The organism is Ruegeria atlantica, assembly GCF_947495585.1.
Lineage (GTDB): Bacteria > Pseudomonadota > Alphaproteobacteria > Rhodobacterales > Rhodobacteraceae > Ruegeria > Ruegeria atlantica_G.
On sequence record NZ_CANLZK010000002.1, the window covers coordinates 336,455 to 362,415 of the forward strand.

The window sequence follows — 25,961 nt, forward strand, 5'->3', positions numbered from 1 at the left end:
TCAAGAAAAGTCAGGAAAATAAGGGGCGACAGAGCCCCCGAAAAATCCGATGTAACACAGACTGCCAGAAATCGATACGGCGGTCTGTAGCGCAAACCCGGTGACTATGCAGGCCCCTAACTAATGCGCCGCGGCCGTATTTTCTGTTTCCGAAAACGCCTGCCAAAAAAAATATCAAACCAGGTCCCAAACCAGTTTCTTTGCCTGCCGTTGCAAACCGACCTCCCGCTCGACGCCGTGAAGTGCGCAGCCGCGTTGCTCACCGTCCTCGAGCAGATGGAGAAAACACACGTGGAAGCACTGATTAAAGATTCGCGGACCCCCGAGACCGCCAAAGCCGTCTTGACCGAGATGCTACGCTCAGCACTTGAGGTCATGTTGCAAGAGCAAAACCAAGACAGTGCCTTGCGCGCTGGCGAGGTCGACCAGAGGATCGAAGCGCTGCAGGAAGAAAACCGACGTCTCCGGCAGGCCGCAAGGAACAGACAATGGACCGACGTCGAGCCTTTGCTGCGCGCCGCTGGAGACCGCGTTGCCCTAAATCTTCCAACGCCGATTTCAAACGATCTGGGCAAACGTGCGACAGCTTTGCAACGTCGGCTCAATGACGCGGAAGTTGCCGCGCAAGAAGGCGGCGACGTGCACTATGCTGGCTCGGAACTCTTGGCTGAACACGGCTGGATGACTTCGACAAGTTCGTTCAGGCACCGGTTCAGCTTTCCCGGGCACGCACAGGAACCGACAAAAACTATCCCACCAAGGCCATGAAGGAAATAACAGCTTCCGTTTTTCTTTCTGTCTTTCTTTCAGCCTACGCCGCTTGATGTCAGGCCGCGACTAATCTTCGGTTTGCCATAGCAATCTTTGCAACACTAAGACGGGTATTTGCTCGAGCACGGATGTTCATTCTCACAAGAAACTGGGCGCGCCTGAACGCGCCCAGTTTCGTCAAGTCGCGACGTGAGATATCTCTTTGTCCGGCGAGTATATGTCCAAGATATTCCAATGTCCGGTCGTTGGTGTTGGGTTGTTGATCATTGGCACATCGAGCACGGTTGGCTTGCCACTGGCGATTGCCGCTTCCAGTGCCGGCAACAACTCGTCGGCAGCGCTGAGCCTGTGCCCTTCCGCGCCGTAGGCTCGCGCTATGTCGGCATAGCCCGGTCCGTTTGCGGGTGCGGCGGCTGATCCGGGGAACGTGGTTCCATAGGTCAGACCGTAATGCGCCTTTTGCAGACCTGCTATGGTTCCGAAGGCATTGTTGTTCATGACCAGCCAGATAATGCCCAGATCGAGTTCGACGGCCGTTGCCAGCATCGACGGGTTTTGGCCGAAACCACCATCGCCAACAAGGCTGATCACCACACGATCAGGTGCCGCCAGTTTCGCGCCGATCGCACCCGGAGGACCGAAACCCATCGTCGCGAACCCACCCGGGGTCAGGATTGAACCCGGCGTCAAAATGTCAAACTGTTGCCCGACACCGTTCTTGTTCCACCCAACGTCAGTGGTGATGATGGCATCCTCGGGCAGTGCCTTGCGGGTATCTGCCAGAATACGCTCGGGCATCATCGGAAAGGCTGCTGACGTCGCCATTTCCACGTTGTGCGCTTTGAAATCCGTTCGGAAGTCGGCGATCTTCTGTTCCAGAGCGGGGCGTTTGAAACCGTCCGGATACATCTCGCGGGCGACCCGGTTGAGGACGCGCAAAGCGGCCTTGGCGTCAGCAACGACGCCGATCTCGGTGGGATAGTTCCGACCGATTTCCTGCGGTTCGATGTCGATATGAATGACCTTCGAGCCGGGAATGTTGAACGTGTAGCCAGGGTACCAACTGGAGCAATCAGCCTCTTTGAACCGAGTGCCCACGGCAAAGATGTAGTCCGCATTCAAGCAGGACTGGTTGACCAATTCGGTGCCCCAAAACCCGGTCATTCCCAGCACGAGCGGATGGTCGTCCCGCAGCGCGCCCTTGCCCATCAGGGAATGCGCGACGGGCAGACCCATATGTTCAACAAACTCGCGCAACTCCTCACTGGCCTGCGCCAACAGGATACCGCCGCCGACATAGGCAACCGGGTTTTCGGCCTTCGCCAGCGCTTCGACAATCTCTCGCGCTGTTTCATCGTCAATCGACGGTTTCTTGAGCGCGCGCGTGTTATCGCGGATACGGTCGAAGCTGTCCGAGGGGATCACCTCGGAGAAGATGTCCATCGGCACATTGACCAGCACCGGCCCGGGCTGACCGCTTTCAGCCAGATGGAACGCCTTTTCCAAGATTTCGGCCATCAGGTCGGCGCGATCCACCCGCCAAGCACGTTTGACGAAGGGGCGATAAATCTCCCATTGGGCAGCGTCTGCGTGCAGGTTCACTTCCTGATGCGGATGCTTGCCGTAGTAATACGTGGGAATGTCACCTGCGATCACGACCATCGGGATACAGTCTAGTGCAGCGTTGGCGACCCCGGTGGCGCAATTAGTCAGTCCCGGGGAGAGATGGGACAGCACCACCGAGGCCTTGCCCGTCACCCGGGCATAAGCATCGGCCGCGTGGCTTGCGATTTGCTCATGCCGCACGGTGACGAAATCAATGGGGCTTTCCGCCAACGCGGCCAGCACCGCGATATTCGTGTGGCCGCATAGACCGAACACATGTTTGACCTCACGACGTTCGAGGAAGTCGACAATGTGTTCGGCAACGGTTTTGCCATCCAGTTTCGCTCCGTCCATTACGCGACCTCCCGTCCGTAGAACTCACCGAACAGCTCCGGCTCCGAGGGGCGATCCTCAGGCGTAGGACGGCTGACCCAGGTGTAGTTCATCATGTGTTTCATGGTGACGTTTTCGTTGGTGATGTTGCCGCCCCAGATGCCGCAGCCCAGGCTGCTGGTCATAGGCATGCCATTAGTCCAGGCACCTGCGTTGGCCTTGGATTGTGGCTGCCGCACCATCATGCGGCTGACCGGAGCCAGACGCGCTAACCGGTCGATGTGATCGTCATTGTGGCTGTAGATGCCGCAGGAATGGCCCTTGCCCCCGGTGTTGTAGATCTGGCTGACCGTTTCCAGCGCGTCATCGAACGTGTCGAAGTGATAAAGCGCCATCAGAGTGGTCAGTTTTTCCTTGGAGAACTTGTGCTGCGGGCCGATTTGCCCCTGATTTTCAACCATCAGGAATTTGCGATCTTCGGGGATGCCAAAACCGGCGACCTTAGCCGTTTGCTGCGGCGGACAGGCAATGGTCGGGAACGTACGGCTGCCCTTATCGTCCCACATAGCCGCTTCGAGCATGGCCTTTTCTTCATTCGAACACAGATACCCACCTTCGGCCTCAAGCGCTTTGACCATATCGTCGTAGACCGAACGCTGGATAATGATGTTGCCGTCGGCCGAACAACCCGAGCCAAAGTCGGATGTCTTCGAAATGCGTGTGTTCTGAGCGGCGACGTCCAAGTCGGCTGTCTCATCGATGACGATGGATGAATTGCCCGCGCCGACACCATAGGCTGGACGCCCAGAACTGTAGGCCGCTTTGACCATCGGCTTACCACCCGTTGCCAGAGTCAGGTCACAAATCTCCATGAGGTGCTGTGTTAATGGGATCGATGGTTTGCGGATCGACTGGAATAGGTCTTCGGGGGCACCGGCGGCACGGCAGGCTGCGCGCATGACCTCGACCATTTCGAAGGTGGTATGGGCGGTTCGCGGGTGCGGGCTGAAGATGACCGCATTCCGGGCGTTCGCGGCGGAAACGCCGGTCACCGGTGGTGTCATCGCCGGATTGGTCATCGGGATCAGCGATGCGATCACACCGGCAGGTTTGGCGTATTTCACCAATCCTTTTTCCTCATCAACCTCAACAATTCCGGTCGAAGGGGTACGCAGGACATCCCGCAGCACCATGTGGATTTTGAACCGCTTCGCGGGACGCCCTTCGCGATCTCCAATGCCGCTTTCGTCCACGCCCTGCTGGGCCAGACGCGTGAAAGTTTTCTCGTTCCCAGCATACCACGCAATGGCCTGAGACAGGCGGTCCAGCCTGTCCTGATCCCAATCCTCGATCTCGGCCATGGCAGCGCGGGCGCGGGCCAGCATTTCGGCCGCGAGTTGTCGGTCGTTTTCAGTGAGCTCTTTGCCCATGATGATCCTCTTGGTGTTTTAGAATTGCTGCATCGGGCATACGGCGCTGAGATCGCGCTGAGCCGAATGTTCGCTTGGCGTGGTTGAGACAGCGACGCGCGTGTTCTTCATATCCCAACTCGGCAACGCGGCTTTGGTTGGGCAATTCAATGGAATAGTCGACGGGCGGCATCCGTTCGATGATGCCGGTGAAGTCAATCCAGCCTTCGCCGGGATAGAGCCGCGCATCGCGGGCCAGTTGGATCATGCCCTCACGCGTATCGGCGATGCCGGGCAGGCAATCAGAGATATGCAGGAAGTGAAACAGGTCCGAGGGGACGTGTAGCAACTCTCCCAAATCCACGCGGCTGAGATGCAGATAAAGCGTATCAACCAGAATACCACCATTCGGCTGATCAGAGGCGCGCACAATATCCAGCGCCTCATCCAGCGTGCGCAAGCGAGAGAAGCTTGGGAACTCCAAGTCCACAGTTAGTCCGTAGGGCGCGGCCAGTTCGCAGGTCTCAGAATAGACATCGATCAGAAAGTCACGATCATCACGGGTGTTGGTCCACGCGCTCATTATCATGCGTTTAGCGCCCAGTTCCCCGCCAATCTCAAGTGAAGGTTCAAAACTGCGCGGATCAACATCTTCGGTAATGCGCGCAATCTCGACATCCAGGACTTTCAAACCGGTGGTAGAAAGAGCAGTTTTGGTGGCCTGCACCTGCGCCTTGTCGATCGGGGATTGAGTGAACTCTCCAGGCACATGCATCGGAATGAAGCGGGGACTGACGGCATCGTAACCGGCCCGGGCGGCGATATAGACCAGCTCGGGCGGCGTACAGCCAATCAGCGTCAGATGCGCCAAAGAATAGAGAGAGGGGCCTGCGCCAGCCTCTTCTGGTTTCACCATGAACGACAGCTCCACGTGTCTGCGAATCTCAAATTCATCACATGTAGTAAAAAATATCTGATATTTTTGAAAATATCAACTTTTAAAACAGAGCAGGAAATGAAAACGCCCGGGCAACTGCCCGGGCGTGCTTAACCTTCGTGTTGGCAGAGCCTTAGAGAGTGACCCAGTCCCCTCCGGACTGGTGAGAGCGCACAGAGGCGTCAATGAATCGGACACCGTCTGCGCCTTGTTCGACACTGGGATAAGCAAGCCAATCGGCCGGAACGGTAACGCCATCCCGACGCGCGGCTACGGCCATAGCAAATTCCGTATAGAGGTTGGCCCAGGCTTCGATAATCCCCTCGGGGAAGCCCCGCGCGGTACGGATCAGACGTTCCGCGCCGGGTCCGATACCATGCCCGTGACCTCGGCTGATGATACCATCCGGCTTACCAAACCGATTGAACTTCAGCTGTTCCGAATTCTCCAGGTCCCACTCGAGACCGCCTTCGCTGCCGAATATGCGCAACCGCAACCCACCCCGGTTTCCGGGGGCAAGGCGTGTTGCCATCAAGGTTCCGGGGACTTCATTTTGGTAACGGGTGAACATGAACACCGTGTCTTCCAAAGGCTTTGGCGCGCCGCAGACATGAAACTCGGCCCGTAGGTCGGTCAAGGGCAGGCCCGAGACAAAACTGGCCAGATGCGCGGCATGGGTGCCGATATCGCCGACACAACTGGTCGGGCCAGAAATCTTTGGGTCCAGCCGCCATTTGACATGGGGCGCATCAGCCACATCATCGGGCGTCATCCAGTCTTGCATGAACTCGACGTGGATTTGGTTGATTTTACCGATGCCGCCTTCCGCCACGATTTGTTTGGCCTGACGGATTACTGCAAAACACGACATCGCATAGCCGACAGCAAAGATGTGTCCCGTGCGCGCGGTAATCTCCTCAAGCCCCTCGGCCTCGTCGACTTCGTTGGTCAGCGGCTTGTCGCACAGCACGTCAATGCCCACCTCCAGAAACGCTTTGGCCGCTTCGAAATGAACGTGGTTCGGGGTAGTGATCATGACGGCATCCACGCCATCCAGGCGCGCCGCCTCGGCCTGCGCCATCGCCTCGAACGACGTATAACATCTGTCTGATGGTAGGAACCACTCGTCCCCGCGTGCTTTGCTGCGTGCGGCATCAGAACTAAGCGCGCCAGCGACGACCTCCCACCGGTCGGTCATCCGCGCAGCCGTTGCTTGCGTGACAGAGATACGTCCACCACCAACAACGCCCAGCCTCAAACGGCGAGACAAGCGGGGGAAAGGGCCATCAAAGTTCAGGTTTTCGGGTAAAAGTCTCTCAGCCATTCTGAACCTCCATTTCCGGGACCCGTGCGCCCTCCGGCAATATTTCCACCGCCATGAAGATGCTGGGGGTAATCGTCTCGTATTGATGCCAGGGATAATTGCCTGCGGCGTCATACATCGGCTTGTGCGTCGTGCCCGGGGCCATGAATTCTTCGAGGTAAAGGGTTTCAACATCCCGTTCGCGGCATTGCTGCATTTTGCCAAAGCCTACGATTTGCGTATGCACTTCGCGAAACCCCGATACCGGGCAGAACGGATGATCCTTGTGCAATCCGACATTCAGTGGAACCGAGCCGGAATGGTACATGGTCAGTCCAACGTTACCCACGAAGACCTTTGGCGACATGTAGTGGCTGACACCGCGCAGACGCTCCTCTTGGCGAACGTCAAAAGCAGATGGCCATGTATCTTTCACCCGTTCAAACAATTCGTTGTCATCGGCATGGGCGTCGAAACCGTAGACAATTACTGCGCGTTCCACACCTTTGAGTGCGCTATCTTGCACGATAACGGACGAAAGCGGTGCAACGGCCTGATCCTCGACCGAGAGATCCAGTTGCCCGAGGTTAAGAACAATTGCACGACCCTCGACAGATATTCTATCTTCACCGGTGAGGTGCTGGACGCGAAAGAATGGCTGGGCAAAGTCGAGCGTCTCAAACGGCATGGACCAGCTCCTTCCTCTCATCGTTCAGGAAATCGACCGGCAAGGGCTCGGGTGCCGCGCAACAGCTTTCTATCGTTTGATAGGCGCCGAATTTCGGCGCCCGTTCAATCGCGTCCATGACCTCAAAAACATGGTAGGCAAGCGCTCCACTTGCGCGGGGTTGGCGTCCTTCTTTTGCCGCCAAGGCCAGATCCAAAAGGCCGAGCCCGCGGCTGTCTTCATTGAACCCGTGTTTGTTTTCGACCACCTGCCAGTCTTCACGACCGGTTGGACGAGGTTGATGAGACCAGCGCGAGGTTTCACGCGTTTTCAACCAGACATCTCCCTGAAAGATGTTGGCTCCATGAACCGGGTCAGGGTCAGGGATGCTGATGGTGCCGTCTTCACCATAGATCTCGAAACGCGGAGTTTCGCTGTCCCAGACGTCGAAGCTCATGGTCATCGACCCTATAGCTCCGGAAGAGAACTGCAGCAGGCTTAGGGAGTGCGTGTCCACCTCGACATCTATCCATTCGCCGTTGCGAGGGCCATTTTCGATCATCCTTTTGTCGAACGTGCGCCGAGCCATTCCGGCGACCCGGTCAACGGGACCAAGGCAGCAAATCATTGCGGTCAGGTAGTATGGTCCAAGGTCAAGCAAGGGCCCGCCACCAGCTTGGTAGTAGAAATCAGGGTTGGGATGGTGGCGTTCTGTCCCGTGGGTACCGACATGTGCAAAAACCCCTGCCGGTTTGCCAATGGCACCCTCGTCGATCAAGTTCCGAACGGTCTGCCAGCGACCGCCCAAAAATGTGTCGGGCGCGCAACCGACCAGTAACCCCTTTTCAGAGGCCATGTGCAGGATCGCCTTTCCATCTGTCCGATTCATGACCAGTGGCTTTTCGGAATAGACGTGCTTGCCCGCCTTTAAGGCGCGCAGGCTGATTTCGGCATGCGCCGCCGGAATTGTCAGATTCAGAACGCAATCGATTGTCGGATCGTCAAACACTTCATCTGGCGTGCAGGCCTTGGCGATGCCGTATTGACCCGCTTTGGTGCGGCTTTCCGAAAGATCGAGACTTGCACAAGCAGCAACCTCGACGCTCGAAAATTCTGATAGTGTTTTTAGATAGATATCGCTGATACGACCACAGCCAATAAGGCCGACCCGGAAGGATTTCGATGTCTCACGTGTCATCATTCCTGTCTTCGTAGAGTGGTAAGTAATTCGGGGGCATCGGCCCTTTGTTCCGACCGCCCTGGTTCATCTGCTCCCAAGCGTGGGCGAGTATTCCGACCGAGCGGGACAGGCAGAACAGCCCTCGCGACAAAGGCGCAGGAAAGCCAAGTTCGCAGAAGATCACAGCTGTCGCGCCATCGATATTCATGGCAATTGGCCGACCGCCTCGTTGACGGCCGAGTTCAGTTTGAACCTCTTCTCCGATATCGGCAAACCGGCCAGAAACTGTACCTTCTGTCGCCGCATCACGCACAAGTTGCATCAATCGAGGCGCACGTGGATCGACGGGTTTGTGGAACCTGTGACCAAAGCCCGAGACGATCTTGCCGTAGGTCTCGCGCCAGCTGTCCAAGCCATCCCGAACAGCGTCATTCAGCGAAGCTCCTGCATCCATACGGACTGCGATATCATAGTACAGCTCTGCACACTGCTCGCCTGCCCCGCCGTGCACGTCGCCCAGCATGTTCACCGCGGTCGCCATCGCATTATTGAGACCTACCCCGCAGGTGGCGGCCATACGCGCAGCCGCAATCGAGGGGGCCTGCGGACCGTGATCCACGCCTGCGACCAAAGCGGCTTCGAGCAAGCGCGCTTGTGAGTCGCTGGGCAGATCGCCCCGCACCATCAGCCAGATCATCTGCGGGAATGAAACGTTCCCGATCAGGTCCTCTATGGCGTTGCCACGAAAAGCGATCTGACCAGGCTTCATGTCGATGATGGAGGTACGCCACCAATGGCGAACGGCGCGCTCATCCATTGTCATGTTTTCATCCAGCACAGTCATTGAGTCTTCACCTCTTTGAGCGTCTGGGTTTTGCTTTGCGCTGCGAGGCGAATGGGCGCGTTACGCGCACCGTAACCGGCATAGCCCATGCGGCGTTCAACGATTTCGAAAAAGAAGCCGTTAAAGATGGGGCGGCTGTAAATCTGAAAATACTCAGCACCCGCTGCCCGATCGTAAAGAATGTTACCTCGGCGCAGTTGGGCGATCAAATCGTCGTCCAATCCGAAAGTCGCTTGCAGATCAGCGTAGTAGTTTTCAGGGATCGTCAGACTGGGAAAACCGGACTTGAGCAACTGAGCTGAGGTCTCAAAAATATTATCCGACTGGAAGGCGATGTGCTGAACACCAGCCCCAAAGCCATCTTCAAGGAATGACGCCGCCAGTGTTCGACGCCCAACTGCCCCATTCAGGTTTAAGCGCACTTCGCCTTCGGGACTTTCGATAGCCTGGCTTTGCACGACACCAGACGGGTCGGCGACGTTCACGATAGGGGATTTTGCCATCTCGAAAGTCGAAATGTAGTAGAGCAGCCAGCTTTGCATCTCATCGTGACGCATCGTCTGGGCCAGATGGTCGATACGACGCAGACCGGCAGGTTGGGTGGCTTTGGTTTTCGCAACCGGCTCGAACTCGATGTCCCATACCCGATGGAGATCGGATTTCTCATCGATGAAATGAACGACGTTGCCACCAACGCCCCGAATGGCCGGGATATCCAGTTCCCCTGTTCCCACCGGTTGTGAGAAATTCGGCGCGCCCAACGCGGTCGCCCGCTGAACGGTCTGATCCGCATCTTTGACACGCAACCCCATGTCACAAACGGAGGGGCCGTGACCCAGGAACGCCGAGTGGGAAAATCCTTCCTTTTCGGTGTTCACGACGATGTTTATCGCACCCTGCCGCCACAGCTCGACGGACTTGGTGACGTGTTTTCGCTCCATTCGAAAGCACATTGCTGACAGAATGTCCGCCAGCTGCGCGCCGCTTAATTCATCGGCTGTAAATTCGACGAACTCAAAGCCTGACGCATAGACGCGCTCCGGCAGGTCCGGGATGCCAAAATCGGTTCCCGGCTCGGTCCGGGAAACCTCATCTAACAGGTTCACCAGCGACCTGTAGCTGTCTCGGGCCAGTGTCCGGCCACCCGGTTGCGGGGCCGCTTCGTTGACGCGCGCAATGGACCAAGGCCCCTTGTATCCGGCGCGGGACAACACCCGCACAAAGCCCGCAAGGTTCAGCGACCCAAGCCCTGGAAGAAGCCCAAAGTGCCGTTTGAGCCTGCGAATATCCATCTCAAGTCGCGGTGCATCGGACAGTTGCACATGAAACAGCCGCTCTCCAGGAATGTCCCGAAGGCGGGCTGGTTTGGACCCGTCGGCAAGCGAGAAGAAGGAATTCAAAGCCAACCCCAGATGAGGGCTGTCGACAGCTTCAACGACGCCTAACGCCTGTTCATCCGAGTGAATAAGATTTGACCATGGCAAGCCCATATAGGCCAGACGCAATCCCATCTCTTTCGCGATCTCGGCCGCTTCGCCAAGATCTGCGATTACCTGTTCTTCGGTCGCAGCGGCATCGACCTCGAACGCGGACCCAATGAGCAGCAATTCCGTTCCCAACTCGCTCATCAGGTCGAGTTTGCGTTTCAGCCGATCAAAGGCGCGCTCCCGTCCACCGCCGGACTGGCCTTCAAGGTTATGGAAGGGTTGCAGCAGGCAAATCTTCAGGCCGAGATCTGATGCAATGTTCCGAATTTGCGATGGCGGCCCGTCAAAAGCGGTCAAATCCGGTTCGTGTAATTCGACACCCCTGAATCCCGCGTCAGCGATAGCACTCAGTTTTGCGGCCAGATCACCGGGGATCGACGTTGTCGAAACCGAGAGGCACATTATCCCTGATATCCAAACATACGCGGCAACCACAGGACCAGATCCGGCATCAGCATCATTATCACCAGGGCGAAGATGAGAACCGCGAGGAAGGCCCAGATTTCGGAGATGATTTCGCGCAGCGGAATGTCCGTCACGGCGTTGATCACAAAGAGTAGAATGCCATAAGGCGGAGTGATCAGGCCGATCATCGAGTTCACGACGACCAGCACTCCGAAATGCACCAGATCAATCCCAAGCGCTTCGCAGGTTGGAATGAACAGGGGCACAATCACGAGGATGATCGTTGTTGCGTCTAACACGCATCCCAAAGCAAGGATCAGCAGGTTAACCAGGATCAGGAACACAATCGGGCTTACATCAGAACCCTCCAGCAGTGCCGAGATCGACTGAGGAATTTGCTCCTGAATGACGATGAAGTTCAGAATGAACGCGCCACCAATGACCACCCCGACCGCTGCGGAAGAGCGCGCGCTGTCGACGAACACTTGATAAAGGCCACGGAAGGTCAGTGCGCGGTAGAACAACGCTGCAAGTAGCAGGGCGTAGAACGCAGCCACGGCTGCAGCCTCGGTCGGAGTGGTGACGCCCCCGTATATGCCGTACAGCAGGATTGCGGGCATCAGCAGTGCCGGGAACGCGTTGGCAGTTTTAGCCGGCAACTCGCGCAGCGGAACTGGTTCTTCCAATGCAAAGTTCCGCTTTCCGGCCAGATAGTAGTTCATCGCCATGAGGACGACGCCCATGATCAAGCCCGGCAGAATACCGGCCAAGAACAGCGACCCGATGGAGGCCTTGGAAACGAGCGCGTACAAAACCATCGGGATCGAGGGTGGAATAATAGGGCCGATCGTTGCCGACGCCGCCGTGATTGCAGCTGCGTAGCCTCGGCTGTAGCGGCCATCCTTGGTCATCATCTCAATGATGATCTTGCCGATCCCGGCAGCATCCGCGACGGCAGAGCCGGACATACCCGAAAAGATCAAAGACCCTACTACGTTTACGTGCCCGAGGCCGCCCTTGAAACGACCGACAGCAGCGACGCAGAAGTTCAACAGACGGTCCGTGATCGACCCAGCGTTCATGATATTCGCAGCGACGATGAACAAAGGCACGGCAAGCAGGATCGTGCTTTTGTAGAAGCCTTGCAGGATCTTCTCGCCTGCGAGTGCGACGTCCAATCCGGCCGTGCCCAGGTACACTAATGAGGCCAATAGGATGGAATAGCCAATAGGTGTCCCGATGCCTGCCAGAAGAAAGAGAGCGAGCAGGCAGGAAAGAAGTTCAAAACTCATTTCTTAACTTCCTCGTCCTCTTCGACGTCGACACGTGGATGGTCGTCAACCACGTTGTACCCAACAACCAGTTCCAACTCTGTCTTTGGGGGGCCATTGCGCATGACGTCGAAGAATAGCCAAGCGTAGCGCGCTGCGACGACCAACATGAATACCGCGTAAATCGAGAATACTGTGCGCAGCGGTATCTTCTCGCCGGAGAACGGATTTCGGACAGTCGATGTCTTGCGGATTTTCATCCAGTCGATGTAGTCCCACGTCGGAAGGAAGCTGTAGAGCATACCGACCACGATCGCTGCGGCCGCCAGCATTGCAAAGACCTGCCGCACGCGCATCGGCACCGAAAGGTAGATGATGTCGAACTTCACATGATCACGTTCACGCACTATGAAAGCGCAACTGAAGAAGATCACCCAGACCCACAGAATGCCGATAAGTTCAAGCGTCCATCCAGCGGGGGTAAAGAAGTAGCGCAAGAGTATTTGCAATAGAAAGATCAAGAAGATTGCCGCCAGCATCCCGCCGGCAATCGCTTCGGTCAGTCGGGAGAACCCCTTTATAAAGGCTTTCATTGTGGTTCTCCCTCCCTTGTCTTACTGGGCTCAGTTGCCCAGAGCGTTGATCTGATCCAGAACGCCTTCGGGCCATGAGCCAGCGAACTCGCTGTCCAGATACATAGACTGTACCTGATCGCGGAACGCTGCCAGATCGGGTTCGTAGATCTCCATCCCCTGCTCTTTCAGGAAGCTGACAAGATCGTCTTCCTTCTGAAGCTGCTTCTGGCGACCGGATTCAGCCGCTGCATCCGCAGCTTCCTGAACCTTGGCCTGCTGCTCGGGTGTCAATCCATCCCAAACTTCTTTGCCGATGGCGATATAGTTCAAGTCAACCAAGTGCGATGTCAGGATGATCTGATTGGTCACTTCGTAGAATTTGGCATCAACCACGGTCGGCAATGGGTTGTCCTGACCGTCAACGGCACCGGTCGACAGAGCTGTGTAAACCTCTGAGAACGCCATTGGTGTCGGGGCGGCACCCAGCGCTTTTCCAAGGAACTGCCACGCATCTGTGCCCGGCATCCGCAGGTTCACACCCTCCAGATCAGCTGGAGTGCTGACGGTCAGTTCATCCTTGGGTTGGCGCAGGTTCACCTGACGACGGCCCAGATACATGACCGACAGCAGTTTGACGCCCAGTTCTTCTTCGGCCTTTTGCTTGAAGGCATCCATCAAGGGATCGTTGAAGACAGCCACCTGATGCGCGGCGTCCTGATGGACATAGCCTGCGGTAAAGATCGAAAACTCGGGGAAGAACTGTGCCAGTTCCTGCGCCGAGGTGATCGACATTTCCAGGTTACCCCGGCTGATGGCGTCCAACTCGGTGCCTTGGGCGAAGATGGTTCCATTATAGCTGGGCTCGTAGCTTGCGAAATCAGCGACCATGGGCGCGAAAACCTCGGCCATAGCGACCGAGCGCTGATCGGTCTCCGATCCTGATGTTGCGAGGCGAAGTTGCACTTTGTCTTCCGCCAGCGCACCACTTGTTGCGCTAAACAGAACACCGGTTGCGACCAGGGCTGATACAGCAGCCCGGCGGGTAAGTTTGGTAATCACTTTGCTCCTCCCTGAGACATCATGATGCTTCTTTTTTGCGATTCAGAGTTTTGACCTATTTTGGGCATTTTGCAAGATGTTTTACAAAATATCAGATATTTTTAATTACCTGCAATCTCTGTTGCTGCGTTTCCTGAAGGTTTCTTATCCTGACAGTCTCGCCAGTTCTGCAGGAATTCTGAATAGCTTCAATAACTTGAAGCGTTCTGAAACCTTCCCACCCAGACACAATCGGCTCTGCTTCGCGCCGAGCAACTTCAACAAAGTGCCTGAGTTGATTGACCAGGGGGTCAGAGGCACCCTTCTTCAGCGCGGTTGATGAGATTGGCGTCCACCAATCCCTTTGCTCTCTCTGGTAACTCCACAGGCGGAGATCGGGAACGGACAACGAACCATGAGAGCCACCTATCATGTAGCTACTCTCAGTGGTTGAAGGATAGATTGGATATTCCTGAGACGTCATCTCCCAGCTCCATGGGGCAACGATGCTGTCGGACACACTTATGGTCCCTATCGCTCCGCTTTCGAACGTCAACAGAGCACCGGCAACATCTTCGTTGTCGTAACCCCGCTGCGATGCAGCCGACTGAGCCTGTACGGTCATGACTTCTCCGGCCAAGTACCGCAGCAGATCAACGTCGTGGACAAGATTGACCGAGATGGGCCCTGCACCGGGTTTCTTTCTCCAGGGCGCAGCATCAAAATACTCGTCTGGCTTATAGAACCAGCAATTCGCATGAACAGCGCGCACATCTCCAATCTTCCCATCGACAATGGCTTCCTTAGCCGACCGGATCAGAGGATTGTGTCGACGATGATGTCCGACCATCAGTGGCACATTGGCCTTCTCCGCTGCTTGAACAAGCTCAAGTGCAGCGGTGGCTTCTACGGCGATCGGTTTTTCGACAAGAACGGGACAACCATGTCGAACACACGTGAGGCCTTGTTCAACATGAAGCGTGGTCGGGGTCGCAAGAACAGCTCCGTCCGGCGTCTGATTTGAAAACATTTCCTCGAGGGTCTCGTAACATGCGACCCCGTGCTCAACGGCGTAAGCACGACCTTCATCGCTGGGGTCGACCACCGCGACGAGATCAACATGGCGCAACGCTCGGATAGCGTCTGCGTGGCGGCGTCCAACAAGACCAATGCCGACAATGGCAATGCGAAAATTCTTAGACACTTTGCTTCCTTCCGGAGGGTCCGGAAAATCCCGAAACCGATGATTGCGATCGGGCTGCTTTGCCCAACTTGGCCACGACCGTATTGGGGTTTTCGCGATTCCGCAATAATGTATGATATTTTTATTTTTACCATACATCAGTTTGGATTGCTGATGTCTCTGAAAAATGCTAATTGAACGAGGAAACTGATAATATCGGGTGAAACGCATGGCGAAACAGCCGTCTACGATAGGTGCAAGTACCTATCAGCGCATCAAGCGGGACATCATTTTCGGGGAGTTGCAGCCCGGCTCCAAACTGAAGCTGGACGCCTTGAAGGAACGCTACTCGGCAAGCCTTTCGACACTTCGTGAAACGCTGAACAGGCTCGCCAGCGACGGATTTGTCGAAGCTCCCGAGCAACGGGGTTTCCTGGTCACGCCGGTTTCACGAGAAGACCTGACCGAGATTTCAGAGCTGCGCGTCCTGTTGGAATGCCACGCGTTGGAGTTGTCCATTGCGAACGGCGACACGGACTGGGAAGGCAACCTGGTTGCCGCACACCACAAACTGCACTTGATGGAACAACAGCTTCTCAGAGGAGATGAATCCGAAAAAGAGACTTGGAAAAGATATGATTGGGAGTTTCACCAGGCGATGATAGCGGCCTGCAATTCCAAGAACCTTCTGTCTCTGCACTCGATCATCTACGACAAGTATCTGCGGTATCAGATGCTCGTGCTGACCTATCGCGGCGAAGAGGCCGTCAAGGAGCACAAGGGCATGTTTGATGCAGCACTGGCCAGAGACGCCGACACGGCCCAGAAACTGTTGGAAGATCACATCCGAAACGGCCTCACCCACACGTTGGAGGCTATGTAAGGCGGCATGCTGATTGCGTGCTTCGACGTCTTCAGGTCGATTTGGCAGGGAATAACTCATAATTCTACATCTAAATCGAGAAGTTTGTGAACGGCCCAAAGCGGACCTTCACGCGTCGGGCAGTGAAGGTCCGAATTAGCAATATTAAACTCGGTCTGGTGCAAAAAGCCGCCAGTGAGGGGCTGCCTTTTGAGCTCACCCAACGCAACTTAAACCTACGGTCATGAGTCAAATATCAGGAACACATAGGTCATAAAGGCGGCCAGATGCACGACACCCTGAAGCGCGTTGGTGCGGGTTCCGACAAAGGTCAGGATGCTGATCCCTATTGTCAGGGCCAGGAGGACGACTTCCGCGCCGCCGAGCCCAAGTTCGATGGGAAGCGCAACAAAATGTGCCGCGATCAGCACAGCGGGCACTGTTAGGCCAATGGTTGCCAAAGCCGACCCCAGACAGATGTTCACGGCCCGTTGCAGTTTGTTGGCCCGCGCAGCGTCCAGCGCGGCGAGGGCTTCGGGTGTCAGGATCATGGCGGCAACCAGAAAGCCACCCAACGCGACAGGTGCGCCAAATTCCAGCAATTTGAAATCGACAAACAGCGCCATTTTTTTGGACATCAAAACCAGGGGCAACATCGCCAGCACCAACCAAAGAACATGGAAACCGATGCTTTTGGTTTCCAGATGATGCGCATCCGAGCCACCGGTTGTTGGCAGGTCTTCCTCAGGCTGTCGAAAAATCTCGGGTTTGCCGGCGGTTTGGTAGACGAGGAAAATCCCATAGAGCACCACGGACATGGCGATCATGAAGACAGTTTGCAGAGCCGACAGACCACCGCCCGGGGCGGATGTGGTGAAGCTTGGCAAGACGAGGCTGACGATGGCCACTGGCAACAGCACCACAAGGTAGGCATTAGCACCCGAGAGGTTGAACACCTGCAGCCCGTGCCGCAGCCCCCCAATCAGCAGGCTGAGACCAACCAATCCGTTCATGACAATTATCAACACGGAAAACATAGTGTCCCGAGCCAGTGTCGGGTTGTTGTCCCCGGTCAGCATAACAGCTGTGATCAGAGCCACTTCGATGCCGATCACCGACAATGTCAGGATAAATGTGCCATAAGGCTCGCCAAAGATGACGGCCAAGCACTCGGCGTGGTGCACCACGCGGAAGACCACGGACAGCATCACGCCGAAAATGCCGCCCAGCAGGAGCCAGGACATGATGGAGCCAGTGGCCGTTGGCTTGATGAGGTCGCCGGCGAAGGTCATGGCAACAAATACGAGCCAGATGAGTAGAGTGGCTTTTTCTGCGCGAAAGAGGTTTGTGGAGGTGGTGGTCTCCTACCTTACCGTTTCTGGGTGGGGACGGATTTGAGGCTGGTGGTTTCGGTCGCCTTAAAGTGGGTTTGTTCCGCTCTGGCAGCCGGGGCCACTGTTTTGATCCTGAAAGCGGAGAAGCCCGCGAAGACGGCCATAGCAAGTACAAGCATCCAGCCCATGACCGCATCGCCAAATACCGCCGAAAGCGCGCTGGTCATGAGTGGGCCTGCAATGCCGCCGATAGTGAAGACAAACAGCATTGTGACAGCACTGGACGCGACATAGACGGGCACAGTGCGGTCCATCGCGTGAGCCAAAAGCAGCGAGTAGAGGGTGAGCATCGATCCGCCCAGGAGGATCAATCCGGCGAGCATTGCAATGTAAAGTGGTGTGCCCACGATGGCTGAGTAGCGCGCACCGTCGCCAGTGGCGAAAGTGGCGAAGGCCGCAAGGGCGCCGGTTGCGACTGTCGCCGTCACTACAATGACGCGGCGCCGATCCATGCGGTCTGACACAAATCCAAGCGGATAGAGAAACAGGATACGCCCGATGTAAATAGCAGCGATGCCAATAGCCACATCCGCGGCATCAATGCCAATGACAGCCGCCCGATACGGCACAACATTCATGAACACTGTGGACACGATACCAACGGTGAGCGCGCCGAGAGCGGCAGTGGGCGCGTCTTGAAACAGCGCCTTGAAGCGTACATTCGCCCGTTCTTTGCCCTCGGGCGGCGTGCTGGGCGTCGCGGCGATCACCACAATTGCCAGACAGTAGAGCAAGGACATCAGCACAAAAGACTGGTTCAGGTCGTCGGGTGTAACGATGACGAGAACCTGACTGAGAACCGACATCAACCCGAGGACAATGGCAAACACGGCAAGCAATCGGCCCCGCGATTTTTCGTCGACGGTTTCGCTGATCCAGGCGTCACCGATGGCAAAAAGGCCCGCGGTTGCAACGCCGGTCATCAGGCGCACGATTAGCAGCGTGGGCTCGTTTTCAGTCACGGAAAACAGCAGGGCGGCAGCGGTACATATGGCCGCCGCCGCAGAAAATGCACGAATATGTCCAATGCTGGTGATCCAGCCTGCAATGTAGAAACAGCCGATCAGGAATCCCAACGAGTAAGCAGCGGGCGCCAGCGCGGCGATTTCCTGAGACGCGCCGGTTTGGGCAAAATAGAGCGCGACGATGGTGCCCGATGCCGCAGTCACCAACTGTATCGCCGCGACCGCGATAAACAGGTATTTCAGGGTATGGATTTGATCGCTGAACCGGGCCATGGAACTGCTCCAGGAAAGAGAGGGAAAGTGGACCGCGCCTGACGCGCGACCTGTTTTAGTTTGGTAATCTGACTTTGACTTCGATGTTCAAGCCGGGAATGAGGCCGCGCTCAAGATTTGGGATTTCCGCCCAGATGCGGAGGGTTTCGTCCGCAACCAGCACGCTTTCAGAAAAAAGCACACGGCCACCCTGTGCCAGTGGCTGAACGTCACCTGGCAAATGCAAGTCGACCTGAAAGCGCTCCATCAGAGCACTCAGGCCCTCTGGCGTCGACTGGTCCAGCGCGATCAGGGATTTGTACGGCATTCCGTACACAACTCGGACCGTGTCTGTGTGCACAATCTGCGCCAGCGCTTGACCGTTTTCTGTGTCCAGATAGGTGCCCACCTGTTTGCGGGCGAGCCCAATTTGCCCCGAAATCGGCGCCCTGATCTGTGTCGAAGCCATCTCAAGCTCTGCCAATGCACGGTGCGCCTGCGCCTCTTGCAACGCCACCTTGGCCAGTATCAGCCGGTCCATAGCGTCTTGAACGGCCTGTTCGGAAACCACATCGCGCGTGCCAAGTTTCGCCTGCCGTCGCGCCTCGGCCTCCGCTGTTGCCAATTCGGCCTCACGACGGTTTTCGACCGCACGGCTTGCGGCGAGCTTTTGTTCGTAAGCCGGGGCCGCAATTTCAAACAGCAATTGGCCTTTCTCCACCGTATCGCCCGGCTTGAAATGCACCGCCGCGAGGATGCCGCGCACCGAATTGGCCACAAGGGCGCTCTCACTGGCCTCTATCCGTCCGGCAAATGTCTCTGCGGCGAGCATGTTGGTGAAGTCTTTCACAGGCTCCGCGTGGGCACTGTGTGTCATCAGAAGACCCAACAGCAGAAGTGGGAGTTTTGCAAAACCAGTCATGGTTAGTCACTCAGATGCAGGTCAAAGAAGGTGTTGAGCTCACGCCAAGCGTCATGAGTCTCTGGCGCGTTCACGAAGAAACCTGCCATGTAGTCGCCGTGTGACTGGCCGTCGTAGACATGCAGATCGGCGGCAACCCCGGCGGCGCGCAGGGCGCGGTGCATGCGCACCGTGTCGCTTAGCAACAGGTCGCGTGTGCCGGTCAGAAGAACCGTCGGCGGTAGGTTGTCCAGATTGGCATAGATCGGGGACAGTCGCGGATCGGTGCGGTCGGTACCGTCCGCATAAATGTCAAACGTGCCTTCAATCACACCCTCGCGGGCGCCAAGCGGATCAAGACCCTGCAACGTGACCCAGCTGTCCGACGTCTGCGCCAGATCCACAGCGGGCGTGCCTGCCATAATGGCTCCAGGCAAAGGGGTGCCCATGTCGCGCAGTTGTAAAACCGTCGACAACACCAGGTTGCCCCCCGCAGATGTGCCAAACATCGCCACTTTGGCTGGGTCATGGTCCTTGATAACTTGCTGCCACACGGCGATCACATCGTCTGTTGCGGCAGGAAACGGATGCAGCGGTGGGCGGCGATAATCGACGGACACCACCTCAACACCCAAACCATGCGCCATCCAGATCGCTTCGGCCATGGCGGCCTCACCACCATTAAAGACAAAGGCCCCGCCGTGCACGTGCACAAAAACGGTTTCCGCCCACCGGGGATCAATAGTAGTTGGCGTGACACGGTAGGTGGTCACCCCCGCCACGTTCTCGATGGCGAATTGAGCGCCGGTCATCTCAAGCAAACGTGCGGCCCCTTGCAGGGAAGCAGCGTCAAACTCGGCTTGCAACGTAAGCCATTGCTCGGTGGAGGATGGCGTTTCGGCATGCGTATCAACTTGACGGCGTTCGATGAGCCCGGCCAATTCCGGGGACACGCCCGCAGGAACCGGTGCGGTCCGCGCCGCCATTGGCAGACCTTCAATCACGGGTTTTGCGCTGTCTGCGGTGGCGACCGCAGGCACCGAAAGAGCTGCAATCAGTGCGCTTGTCAGAACAACTTTCAGGACGGAACGGCGTTTCATATTTGGTCTCCAACTTTCAGTTTGGGTTGTTCGTTTCGCTAAAATGAAGGTAATTTGCGGGGGGAGGCCACGCCACTTCCAAAAGTGATCATTTCACGACAAACTATCCGTCATGGACACGGTTTTGCAAAGCACCTTGGCGTTTCGCCCCGCGCTTCAAGGGCTTGACCAAATTGCATCGCCGCGGGTGTCCGAACATGCGCTGAAAGAAGCCGGGCTGTCGCGAGCGGTAATGGAAGACCCGACGGTGTTCCTCCCCTATCGGCTTCAGGCGCGGTTCATGCAAGCCGCCAGCCTGAAGATCTCCGAAAAACACATCGGTGCCTATATCACGCAAGACTTCCATTACGCCTCCTTTGGGGCCTACGCAGACTATGTGCTCGGTGCGCCGAAACTGGATGTGGCCCTGGTGCGGGCCGAAAAAATCCTGCCGTTCCTGCAACGGGGGTCAGTTATGCGCACCCGCGTGGTTGGCGATCATTTTGTGCTTGGGTTTGATGCCATGCTCGGCGGAATCGCCGGGGCAAATTTGATCGATCAGGACCTGCCGTTTGTGCTGCAGTCTGTGGTGCGCGAGTTCTGTGGACGCCGCTGGCGGCCGAGCTGGGTTGAGATGCCAGAGTTGCACCGAGGCACCGAAACCGCGCTGCAGTACATCTATAACGCAGAGGTGCGTGTGGGGGGATCCGCCGCCAGCATTGCGATCCCTCTGTCAGAAATCGAAACCCCTAATCCGCGGACAACCGATGAGAGGCTGGCGATGACGTTGGCAGGCATCCGCGATGTGCGGTCGCGGCAAACGCCCTCAACCACCAAAGAGGTGGTTGGGAACGCCTTGCGCGCGCAACTCGCCATGGGGCACGCCGACATCGAAACGGTGGCGGCCACATTGGGTGTCAGCGCACGCAAGCTGCAACGGCAACTCACTGCGGAGAACACCAGTTTCAAAGAGATCCGTGTGGCTGAACAGACAGATCGAGCCAGGTCGCTGCTGTCGGGCACTGACCTTTCTGTAGCGGAGGTTGCCTTCAATCTTGGTTTCAGCGAGGTCAACAGCTTCCGCCGCACATTTGCCAGCTGGTTTGGAATCTCACCATCTAAGTTTCGCAAATTGAGCAGTACGTAGGTAGCAAGGCCTCAATGGAGCGGACATTGGCGCAATGCGCAGCGAAGGTTCAGTTTCCGTCCGATCCCGCGCAAGTCATATGACCGGCGAACTCGCTAACGTCCAAAATGTCAAAAGCAGAACAGTGAGGCACAATACTGGACTCAAACCAATTTCCGAACACTACCCATTGACCACATTTCCTTTATTTTGTTAATTTTCAATATGTTGACAAAAAATCCTACCAACCCAGCCACAAGTTTCCTTTTTTGACGAAAACAAGCTACGCAGAAGCAATAGGCTCAAAGAACTCCCTCTCCCTTCTCAAAAAACCCTCACAGCACATCGAGACTATCTCCTTTTGCCGACTGAAGTGATGGTTGCGACGAAAGGTGAAAACTACACCCGCAACAAACGCGGCCGTGGAAGTACGGACATCCGCGCACTTCTGGTTGGCGAAATGGCGTACATTGATGAGTGCAAGCTTTCGCTGATCACTACAGCAAAAGAACAAGGTTTCTGGGAGCGCTTGTCTGACGGAGACAGGAAGGCGCTGAAGAAAATTGACGAGTTCGTTCAACAACGCTTGCACCTGTTGCTCATGATCGACGTTGCTTCGAGGATGCCGCTGGCTTGGGTGTTGAGCGATAAACCAAAAGCGGAGGCCACACTTGCTCTTGTGAGAATGGCAACACGTGACAAGACCCGCGAAAAGATCAAGTACGGTTGCCAAGGAGACCCTGCTCCGGCCATGGGCATTGGGAGCATCATGTCGGACAATGGTTCCGGTCTGCGTAATAAGGTCGTGATTGGCGCGGCCTTGGGATTGGGATCTAGATACGTCGTAGGTAGAACCCATGCCTCGACGGACAGGACCAATGTGGAGCGAAGCTTCGGCACGCTTGAGTCCCAAGTCATTAAACTGATCCACGGCTATACCGGCAGAAGGCCGGGCGAGCTGCCTTCCTACGATGCAACCGCAAACGGAGTATTGGTCACCGAAGAGTTGTACGGCATCTTGACCCGCTATTTTATCGATGAATACCCTTCGCGGCGCCACATGGGTATTGGCATGGACGGTCGCAGGCCTGCGGAAGTCGCCAAGGAACTCAACGAAACTCGCGGTTTGCTTCGTCCAATCAAGGAGGACACGCGCCGTATTCATCTGGGATGGAAGCAGTCGGTCACGCCCACTGATGAAGGAGTCAGGACTTTTCCGGCATCTGGTACAACTCGGATGAGTTTCAGCGCGCTGTTGACCGCCACCCAAAAACAAAGGTCTCGGTGTTCGTTGACCCTGAGAACCTTACACATGTCACCGCCGTTATCCCCAATGAAGAGCAAGTGTTTCGGCTTCGTCTCCAAATTACAGCGTTCGCAGATCTGACGCTGCCTGAAGCAATCGGGTTGCTTCAAGCGCGCCGCAACGAGAATCCGGACGTTTCTGAGATTTATGAGGATCGCATTATTGCGACGAGAAAGAAGCGCTATGCCGAGCTTGAAATGATCGGTGTCGAGCACGGTCTTTCCAGGAGTTACTCGACAATCGAAGAGGCAAAAGCGAAGGCCGAACGGGCGTTTAGCGGTGCTCGCGTAGTTCCCTCACCTAGTGAGCTTCCAACACTCCAATCCGGCGAAATCAGTGCAGGAACCGACAATCCAGAGGAGTTTTCCTTGGGTAGCGGCGTGAGGGCGAAAGTGACCGGTGAAAACCCTGAATCAGCTTCCACACCACCGAAACCGATTATTCGCAAGAATTCGGGGGCACCTCACGATGGCGCAGCCATCGAGCAGGAAAAACGCGCGCCCAGAAACGACGAGAACCGACCAATTGGCCGGCCTAAGAACAGGGGAAAATTCACATGAGTTTTGTCAATCCAGAGAGCTTCAAAATCGGAAACCAACTAAGGAGAGCTCACTTTACTTTCTCTCGAGCAAAACCATTGAAGGCCGCATTCAGCAGACGCCTCGAAGACCAATTCCGCAGCCAATTGATCGAAGGTGTCGAGGCCCGCGGCATCGTAGTGACTGGAAACTCTCGCGTTGGGAAATCCCGAGAACTGAAGAAGCTCATCAACGATTTCAACGCAAGCGAGACACAAATGCCTGACGGTAAGCCAGCAAAAGTCGTCAGTTGCGTTCTCTCAGGCCGAGTGAGCTTCAAAGATCTTGGCGTCAGGACTCTTTCGGCCCTTGGATATGAGCCACGAAGAACCCGTACCCAAGCTGCCGTTCCTAGCAGTCGCAATACCATTTATGGGAAACTCAAAAAGCGGCCATTCAGGTTCAGTAGACGATCTCGACGATCCCGCGGCCACAACTATGTCACCGAAGCGCACTGTAGAACGGTCAGTTCATTGTAGCGACTGTTCAGCGCGGAAAAATCGACGTCACCTAAGTTTTCATAACGCCTAACAAAGCCTTAGTTAGTACTGGAGTAGATTTCAACGTTTTCGGATTAGCAGAGGGCGTCGCATCTCTCAAACACACCTCAATCTGCATTTCAGGCAGTGCGAAAAGCAATCATTGTCAAGTCATCCAAGCGTTCTTCCTTCGTACTATAGTCTTGAAAAGCGCTGTGAATAGCCGACAATAGCTCTTCCGAACACGACCACTCTTCCTGTTCAAATACAGATACAACTCTCTGAAAACCAAAAGCTAAACGTTTTCCTCCACCTAATTGGTCAATCAAGCCGTCAGTTGAAACAAAAAAATCTGTGATTTGATCCAATTGAACTTCGTGTTCGAAAAATTTTGGGCCAATTGGAGTATCCACATACCCAATGCTCAGCTTGTCACCTCGGATTCGGTCAATGCCGGTATTGGATTTGACCAAAAGAGACATATGAGCACCTGCAAACGTCGCTATCCCTTTTGCTGAATCGATCTGGCATATCGCAGCGTCCATGCCGTCGTTGGAAGCCCCGTCTGCAGTATCCTGATTTAGAAGTGCACGCGTCAAATCGCTCAACTTAGACAGTGCCAGCGACGGGCTAAGCGTTTCATTTTCGAAGTAGAGCCGCTCGAGAGAAGCGATTGCCAACATAGTCATGAAGCCTCCAGGAACGCCATGACCTGTACAATCAATTACGGCGAGCGTCGAAATTGGGCCATCCGACTTAATCCAGTAGATATCTCCTCCAACCAAATCGCGAGGTTCCCATTTAACAGCAAAATCGGCAAATGCGGCATCACACTGACTTGACGTGGGTAACAAACCCTGTTGAATTCGCGTGGCATAATTTACGCTTGCGACGATCTGATGGTGCGCCTCTCGGATTTCGTTGACTCGTTCAACCTCCCGACCCAGCATTGAATTATAGCTTTGAACTACTTTGCCAATCTCATCTTCCGACTCGTATGGGACAATCTGAGGGTCATCGTATCGCTCAAATCTTTCGATGGCTTTCAACATTTGGCCGAGAGGTCTGTTGATGAGCCATAAAAATGCAGCAGCGCCTGCTAAGATCAGTGCAAATCCGCCGAGAATTCCAAGAAGGACCACAACCCCTACTTCTGTCCTTAACTCATTGTTCAAGACCTCCTGATCAATTCGGGCCAACATCGTGGTCGGCCCTGCTGCCGTCGGAACAGAAACGACGATGTCTAAGCCAGGTTTTTTTATTTTGTCGCATCCTATAGCAGGCCAGGAAACCAGAGTTTCTGAGCTTTGCTCTAACCTCTGTTCAGCGCAGATAACGTAAGGAAAACCCGAATAGACCGCCAGCAGGCTCGTTGCTTGCGCAAGATTTCCTGTTTCAACCAATTCAGCCAACGGGCGGGCGATACGATTGGCAATCGTTGCAACTTCCGCGGCAACCTGATCCGATTGAGCTTGCCTTTTGAATTCATAATAAAAGAGAAGCACAATGGCGTTTAGCACGCCTCCGAGCAGGAGGGTCGCCAGAATATGCTTCAGGAATATTCGGCGCTTTAAGAAGGTCCAGAGTTTACGCACTAAACGCCTCTACAGTGTTTGGCATCTAGTTCCCGATGTTCTTCATCGCGGCCTGAAGAGCGCCACGATTATTGACGATCATCTGTACAACTTTGTAGTCCCCGGAAACTTCCCGAACTAGAAAGTCTGCGGTCACGGTGTCGCCACCTTCGGTTATCATTTCAGAGCAGACGAAATAGTCACTTCCCGCAAGAATAACCATTGGATGAACATTTGCAGGGTAAACGGTTTCAAACGCGTTGGTGGTCGTGTCCAGATAAGTGTAAGAACCGTCGACCATCACTCCATCAACATGTGAAATCATGGCGGATTGGAGCTTTGCTTTGACCTCAGTTGGAATGTCGGCCGCTGTTGCCGGGTTGGACGATACTACTACGGCGACCAAACACAATAGTCTAATCATGCTAACCTCCCCA

The 25,961-nt window shown here is 55.6% G+C and carries 23 protein-coding genes; 5 read left to right on the plus strand and 18 right to left on the minus strand.

Annotated elements, in window-relative coordinates:
- The first annotated feature begins 123 nt into the window (after nt 1-123).
- A complete protein-coding gene (locus QMP16_RS07410) occupies nt 124-768 on the plus strand; it encodes a hypothetical protein (protein ID WP_282151829.1) in 645 nt (214 codons plus the stop codon).
- 180 nt (nt 769-948) lie between these two features.
- Here the strand turns inward: QMP16_RS07410 and QMP16_RS07415 are convergent, their stop codons facing one another.
- The 12 genes from QMP16_RS07415 to QMP16_RS07470 all read right to left on the minus strand — a co-directional run bounded on the left by QMP16_RS07415 (nt 949) and on the right by QMP16_RS07470 (nt 15,239).
- Entirely contained in the window at nt 949-2,730 is a 1,782-nt protein-coding gene (locus QMP16_RS07415; protein ID WP_282151830.1) for a thiamine pyrophosphate-binding protein, read from the minus strand.
- Nucleotides 2,730-4,139 (minus strand): aldehyde dehydrogenase family protein, encoded by a 1,410-nt coding sequence (locus tag QMP16_RS07420; RefSeq protein WP_282151831.1) that lies wholly within the window; start codon nt 4,137-4,139, stop codon nt 2,730-2,732. The genes QMP16_RS07415 and QMP16_RS07420 overlap by 1 nt, the downstream gene beginning before the upstream one ends.
- Nucleotides 4,120-5,034, minus strand: a complete 915-nt coding sequence (locus QMP16_RS07425) for a sugar phosphate isomerase/epimerase family protein (RefSeq protein WP_282151832.1) — start codon at nt 5,032-5,034, stop codon at nt 4,120-4,122. Before QMP16_RS07425 ends, QMP16_RS07420 begins: the two co-directional genes overlap by 20 nt.
- A 154-nt stretch (nt 5,035-5,188) precedes the next feature.
- A complete protein-coding gene (locus tag QMP16_RS07430) occupies nt 5,189-6,379 on the minus strand; it encodes a Gfo/Idh/MocA family protein (protein ID WP_282151833.1) in 1,191 nt (396 codons plus the stop codon).
- Complete coding sequence (locus tag QMP16_RS07435) at nt 6,372-7,046, minus strand: hypothetical protein (RefSeq protein ID WP_282151834.1); 675 nt, start codon at nt 7,044-7,046, stop codon at nt 6,372-6,374. Before QMP16_RS07435 ends, QMP16_RS07430 begins: the two co-directional genes overlap by 8 nt.
- Nucleotides 7,036-8,223: a Gfo/Idh/MocA family protein gene (locus QMP16_RS07440; protein WP_282151835.1), complete on the minus strand. Its 1,188-nt coding sequence runs from the start codon at nt 8,221-8,223 to the stop codon at nt 7,036-7,038. The genes QMP16_RS07435 and QMP16_RS07440 overlap by 11 nt, the downstream gene beginning before the upstream one ends.
- Nucleotides 8,213-9,049 (minus strand): citryl-CoA lyase, encoded by an 837-nt coding sequence (locus tag QMP16_RS07445; protein WP_282151836.1) that lies wholly within the window; start codon nt 9,047-9,049, stop codon nt 8,213-8,215. Before QMP16_RS07445 ends, QMP16_RS07440 begins: the two co-directional genes overlap by 11 nt.
- Nucleotides 9,046-10,938, minus strand: coding sequence for a bifunctional sugar phosphate isomerase/epimerase/4-hydroxyphenylpyruvate dioxygenase family protein (locus tag QMP16_RS07450; RefSeq protein ID WP_282151837.1), 1,893 nt, complete (start codon nt 10,936-10,938; stop codon nt 9,046-9,048). Before QMP16_RS07450 ends, QMP16_RS07445 begins: the two co-directional genes overlap by 4 nt.
- Entirely contained in the window at nt 10,938-12,233 is a 1,296-nt protein-coding gene (locus QMP16_RS07455; RefSeq protein WP_282151838.1) for a TRAP transporter large permease, read from the minus strand. Before QMP16_RS07455 ends, QMP16_RS07450 begins: the two co-directional genes overlap by 1 nt.
- A complete protein-coding gene (locus QMP16_RS07460; RefSeq protein WP_170460347.1) occupies nt 12,230-12,805 on the minus strand; it encodes a TRAP transporter small permease in 576 nt (191 codons plus the stop codon). Before QMP16_RS07460 ends, QMP16_RS07455 begins: the two co-directional genes overlap by 4 nt.
- Before the next feature lie 30 nt (nt 12,806-12,835).
- Nucleotides 12,836-13,846, minus strand: coding sequence for a TRAP transporter substrate-binding protein DctP (gene dctP / locus QMP16_RS07465; RefSeq protein WP_282151839.1), 1,011 nt, complete (start codon nt 13,844-13,846; stop codon nt 12,836-12,838).
- Between the two features lie 91 nt (nt 13,847-13,937).
- Nucleotides 13,938-15,239 carry a Gfo/Idh/MocA family protein gene (locus QMP16_RS07470; RefSeq protein WP_282151840.1) on the minus strand — a complete coding sequence of 434 codons (1,302 nt, stop codon included), beginning with the start codon at nt 15,237-15,239 and terminating at the stop codon, nt 13,938-13,940.
- On the opposite strand from QMP16_RS07470, the gene QMP16_RS07475 reads away from it, so the two are divergent.
- Complete coding sequence (locus QMP16_RS07475) at nt 15,238-15,891, plus strand: GntR family transcriptional regulator (protein WP_170651106.1); 654 nt, start codon at nt 15,238-15,240, stop codon at nt 15,889-15,891. The genes QMP16_RS07470 and QMP16_RS07475 overlap by 2 nt on opposite strands.
- 221 nt (nt 15,892-16,112) lie before the next feature.
- Here the strand turns inward: QMP16_RS07475 and QMP16_RS07480 are convergent, their stop codons facing one another.
- The 4 genes from QMP16_RS07480 to QMP16_RS07495 all read right to left on the minus strand — a co-directional run bounded on the left by QMP16_RS07480 (nt 16,113) and on the right by QMP16_RS07495 (nt 20,482).
- A complete protein-coding gene (locus QMP16_RS07480; protein WP_282151841.1) occupies nt 16,113-17,114 on the minus strand; it encodes a calcium:proton antiporter in 1,002 nt (333 codons plus the stop codon).
- A gap of 125 nt (nt 17,115-17,239) precedes the next feature.
- Entirely contained in the window at nt 17,240-18,502 is a 1,263-nt protein-coding gene (locus QMP16_RS07485) for an MFS transporter (RefSeq protein ID WP_282151842.1), read from the minus strand.
- A 55-nt stretch (nt 18,503-18,557) separates the two neighbouring features.
- Nucleotides 18,558-19,358 carry an efflux RND transporter periplasmic adaptor subunit gene (locus QMP16_RS07490; RefSeq protein WP_282151843.1) on the minus strand — a complete coding sequence of 267 codons (801 nt, stop codon included), beginning with the start codon at nt 19,356-19,358 and terminating at the stop codon, nt 18,558-18,560.
- Nucleotides 19,359-19,405: 47 nt separating this feature from the next.
- Nucleotides 19,406-20,482 carry an alpha/beta hydrolase gene (locus QMP16_RS07495; protein ID WP_282151844.1) on the minus strand — a complete coding sequence of 359 codons (1,077 nt, stop codon included), beginning with the start codon at nt 20,480-20,482 and terminating at the stop codon, nt 19,406-19,408.
- A gap of 112 nt (nt 20,483-20,594) precedes the next feature.
- Here QMP16_RS07495 and QMP16_RS07500 point away from each other — a divergent pair, with 112 nt between their 5' ends.
- The 3 genes from QMP16_RS07500 (at nt 20,595) to QMP16_RS07510 (ending at nt 23,453) form a co-directional block, all read left to right on the plus strand.
- Nucleotides 20,595-21,608, plus strand: coding sequence for a helix-turn-helix transcriptional regulator (locus QMP16_RS07500; RefSeq protein WP_282151845.1), 1,014 nt, complete (start codon nt 20,595-20,597; stop codon nt 21,606-21,608).
- Nucleotides 21,609-21,963: 355 nt separating this feature from the next.
- Nucleotides 21,964-22,974: a hypothetical protein gene (locus QMP16_RS07505; protein WP_282151846.1), complete on the plus strand. Its 1,011-nt coding sequence runs from the start codon at nt 21,964-21,966 to the stop codon at nt 22,972-22,974.
- Nucleotides 22,932-23,453 carry a hypothetical protein gene (locus QMP16_RS07510; RefSeq protein WP_282151847.1) on the plus strand — a complete coding sequence of 174 codons (522 nt, stop codon included), beginning with the start codon at nt 22,932-22,934 and terminating at the stop codon, nt 23,451-23,453. The genes QMP16_RS07505 and QMP16_RS07510 overlap by 43 nt, the downstream gene beginning before the upstream one ends.
- Nucleotides 23,454-24,090: 637 nt before the next feature.
- Here QMP16_RS07510 and QMP16_RS07515 read toward each other — a convergent pair.
- Both QMP16_RS07515 and QMP16_RS07520 read right to left on the minus strand, forming a co-directional pair.
- Nucleotides 24,091-25,545: a SpoIIE family protein phosphatase gene (locus tag QMP16_RS07515; RefSeq protein WP_282151848.1), complete on the minus strand. Its 1,455-nt coding sequence runs from the start codon at nt 25,543-25,545 to the stop codon at nt 24,091-24,093.
- Nucleotides 25,546-25,570: 25 nt separating this feature from the next.
- Nucleotides 25,571-25,948: a hypothetical protein gene (locus QMP16_RS07520; RefSeq protein WP_282151849.1), complete on the minus strand. Its 378-nt coding sequence runs from the start codon at nt 25,946-25,948 to the stop codon at nt 25,571-25,573.
- Between the last annotated feature and the right edge of the window lie 13 nt (nt 25,949-25,961).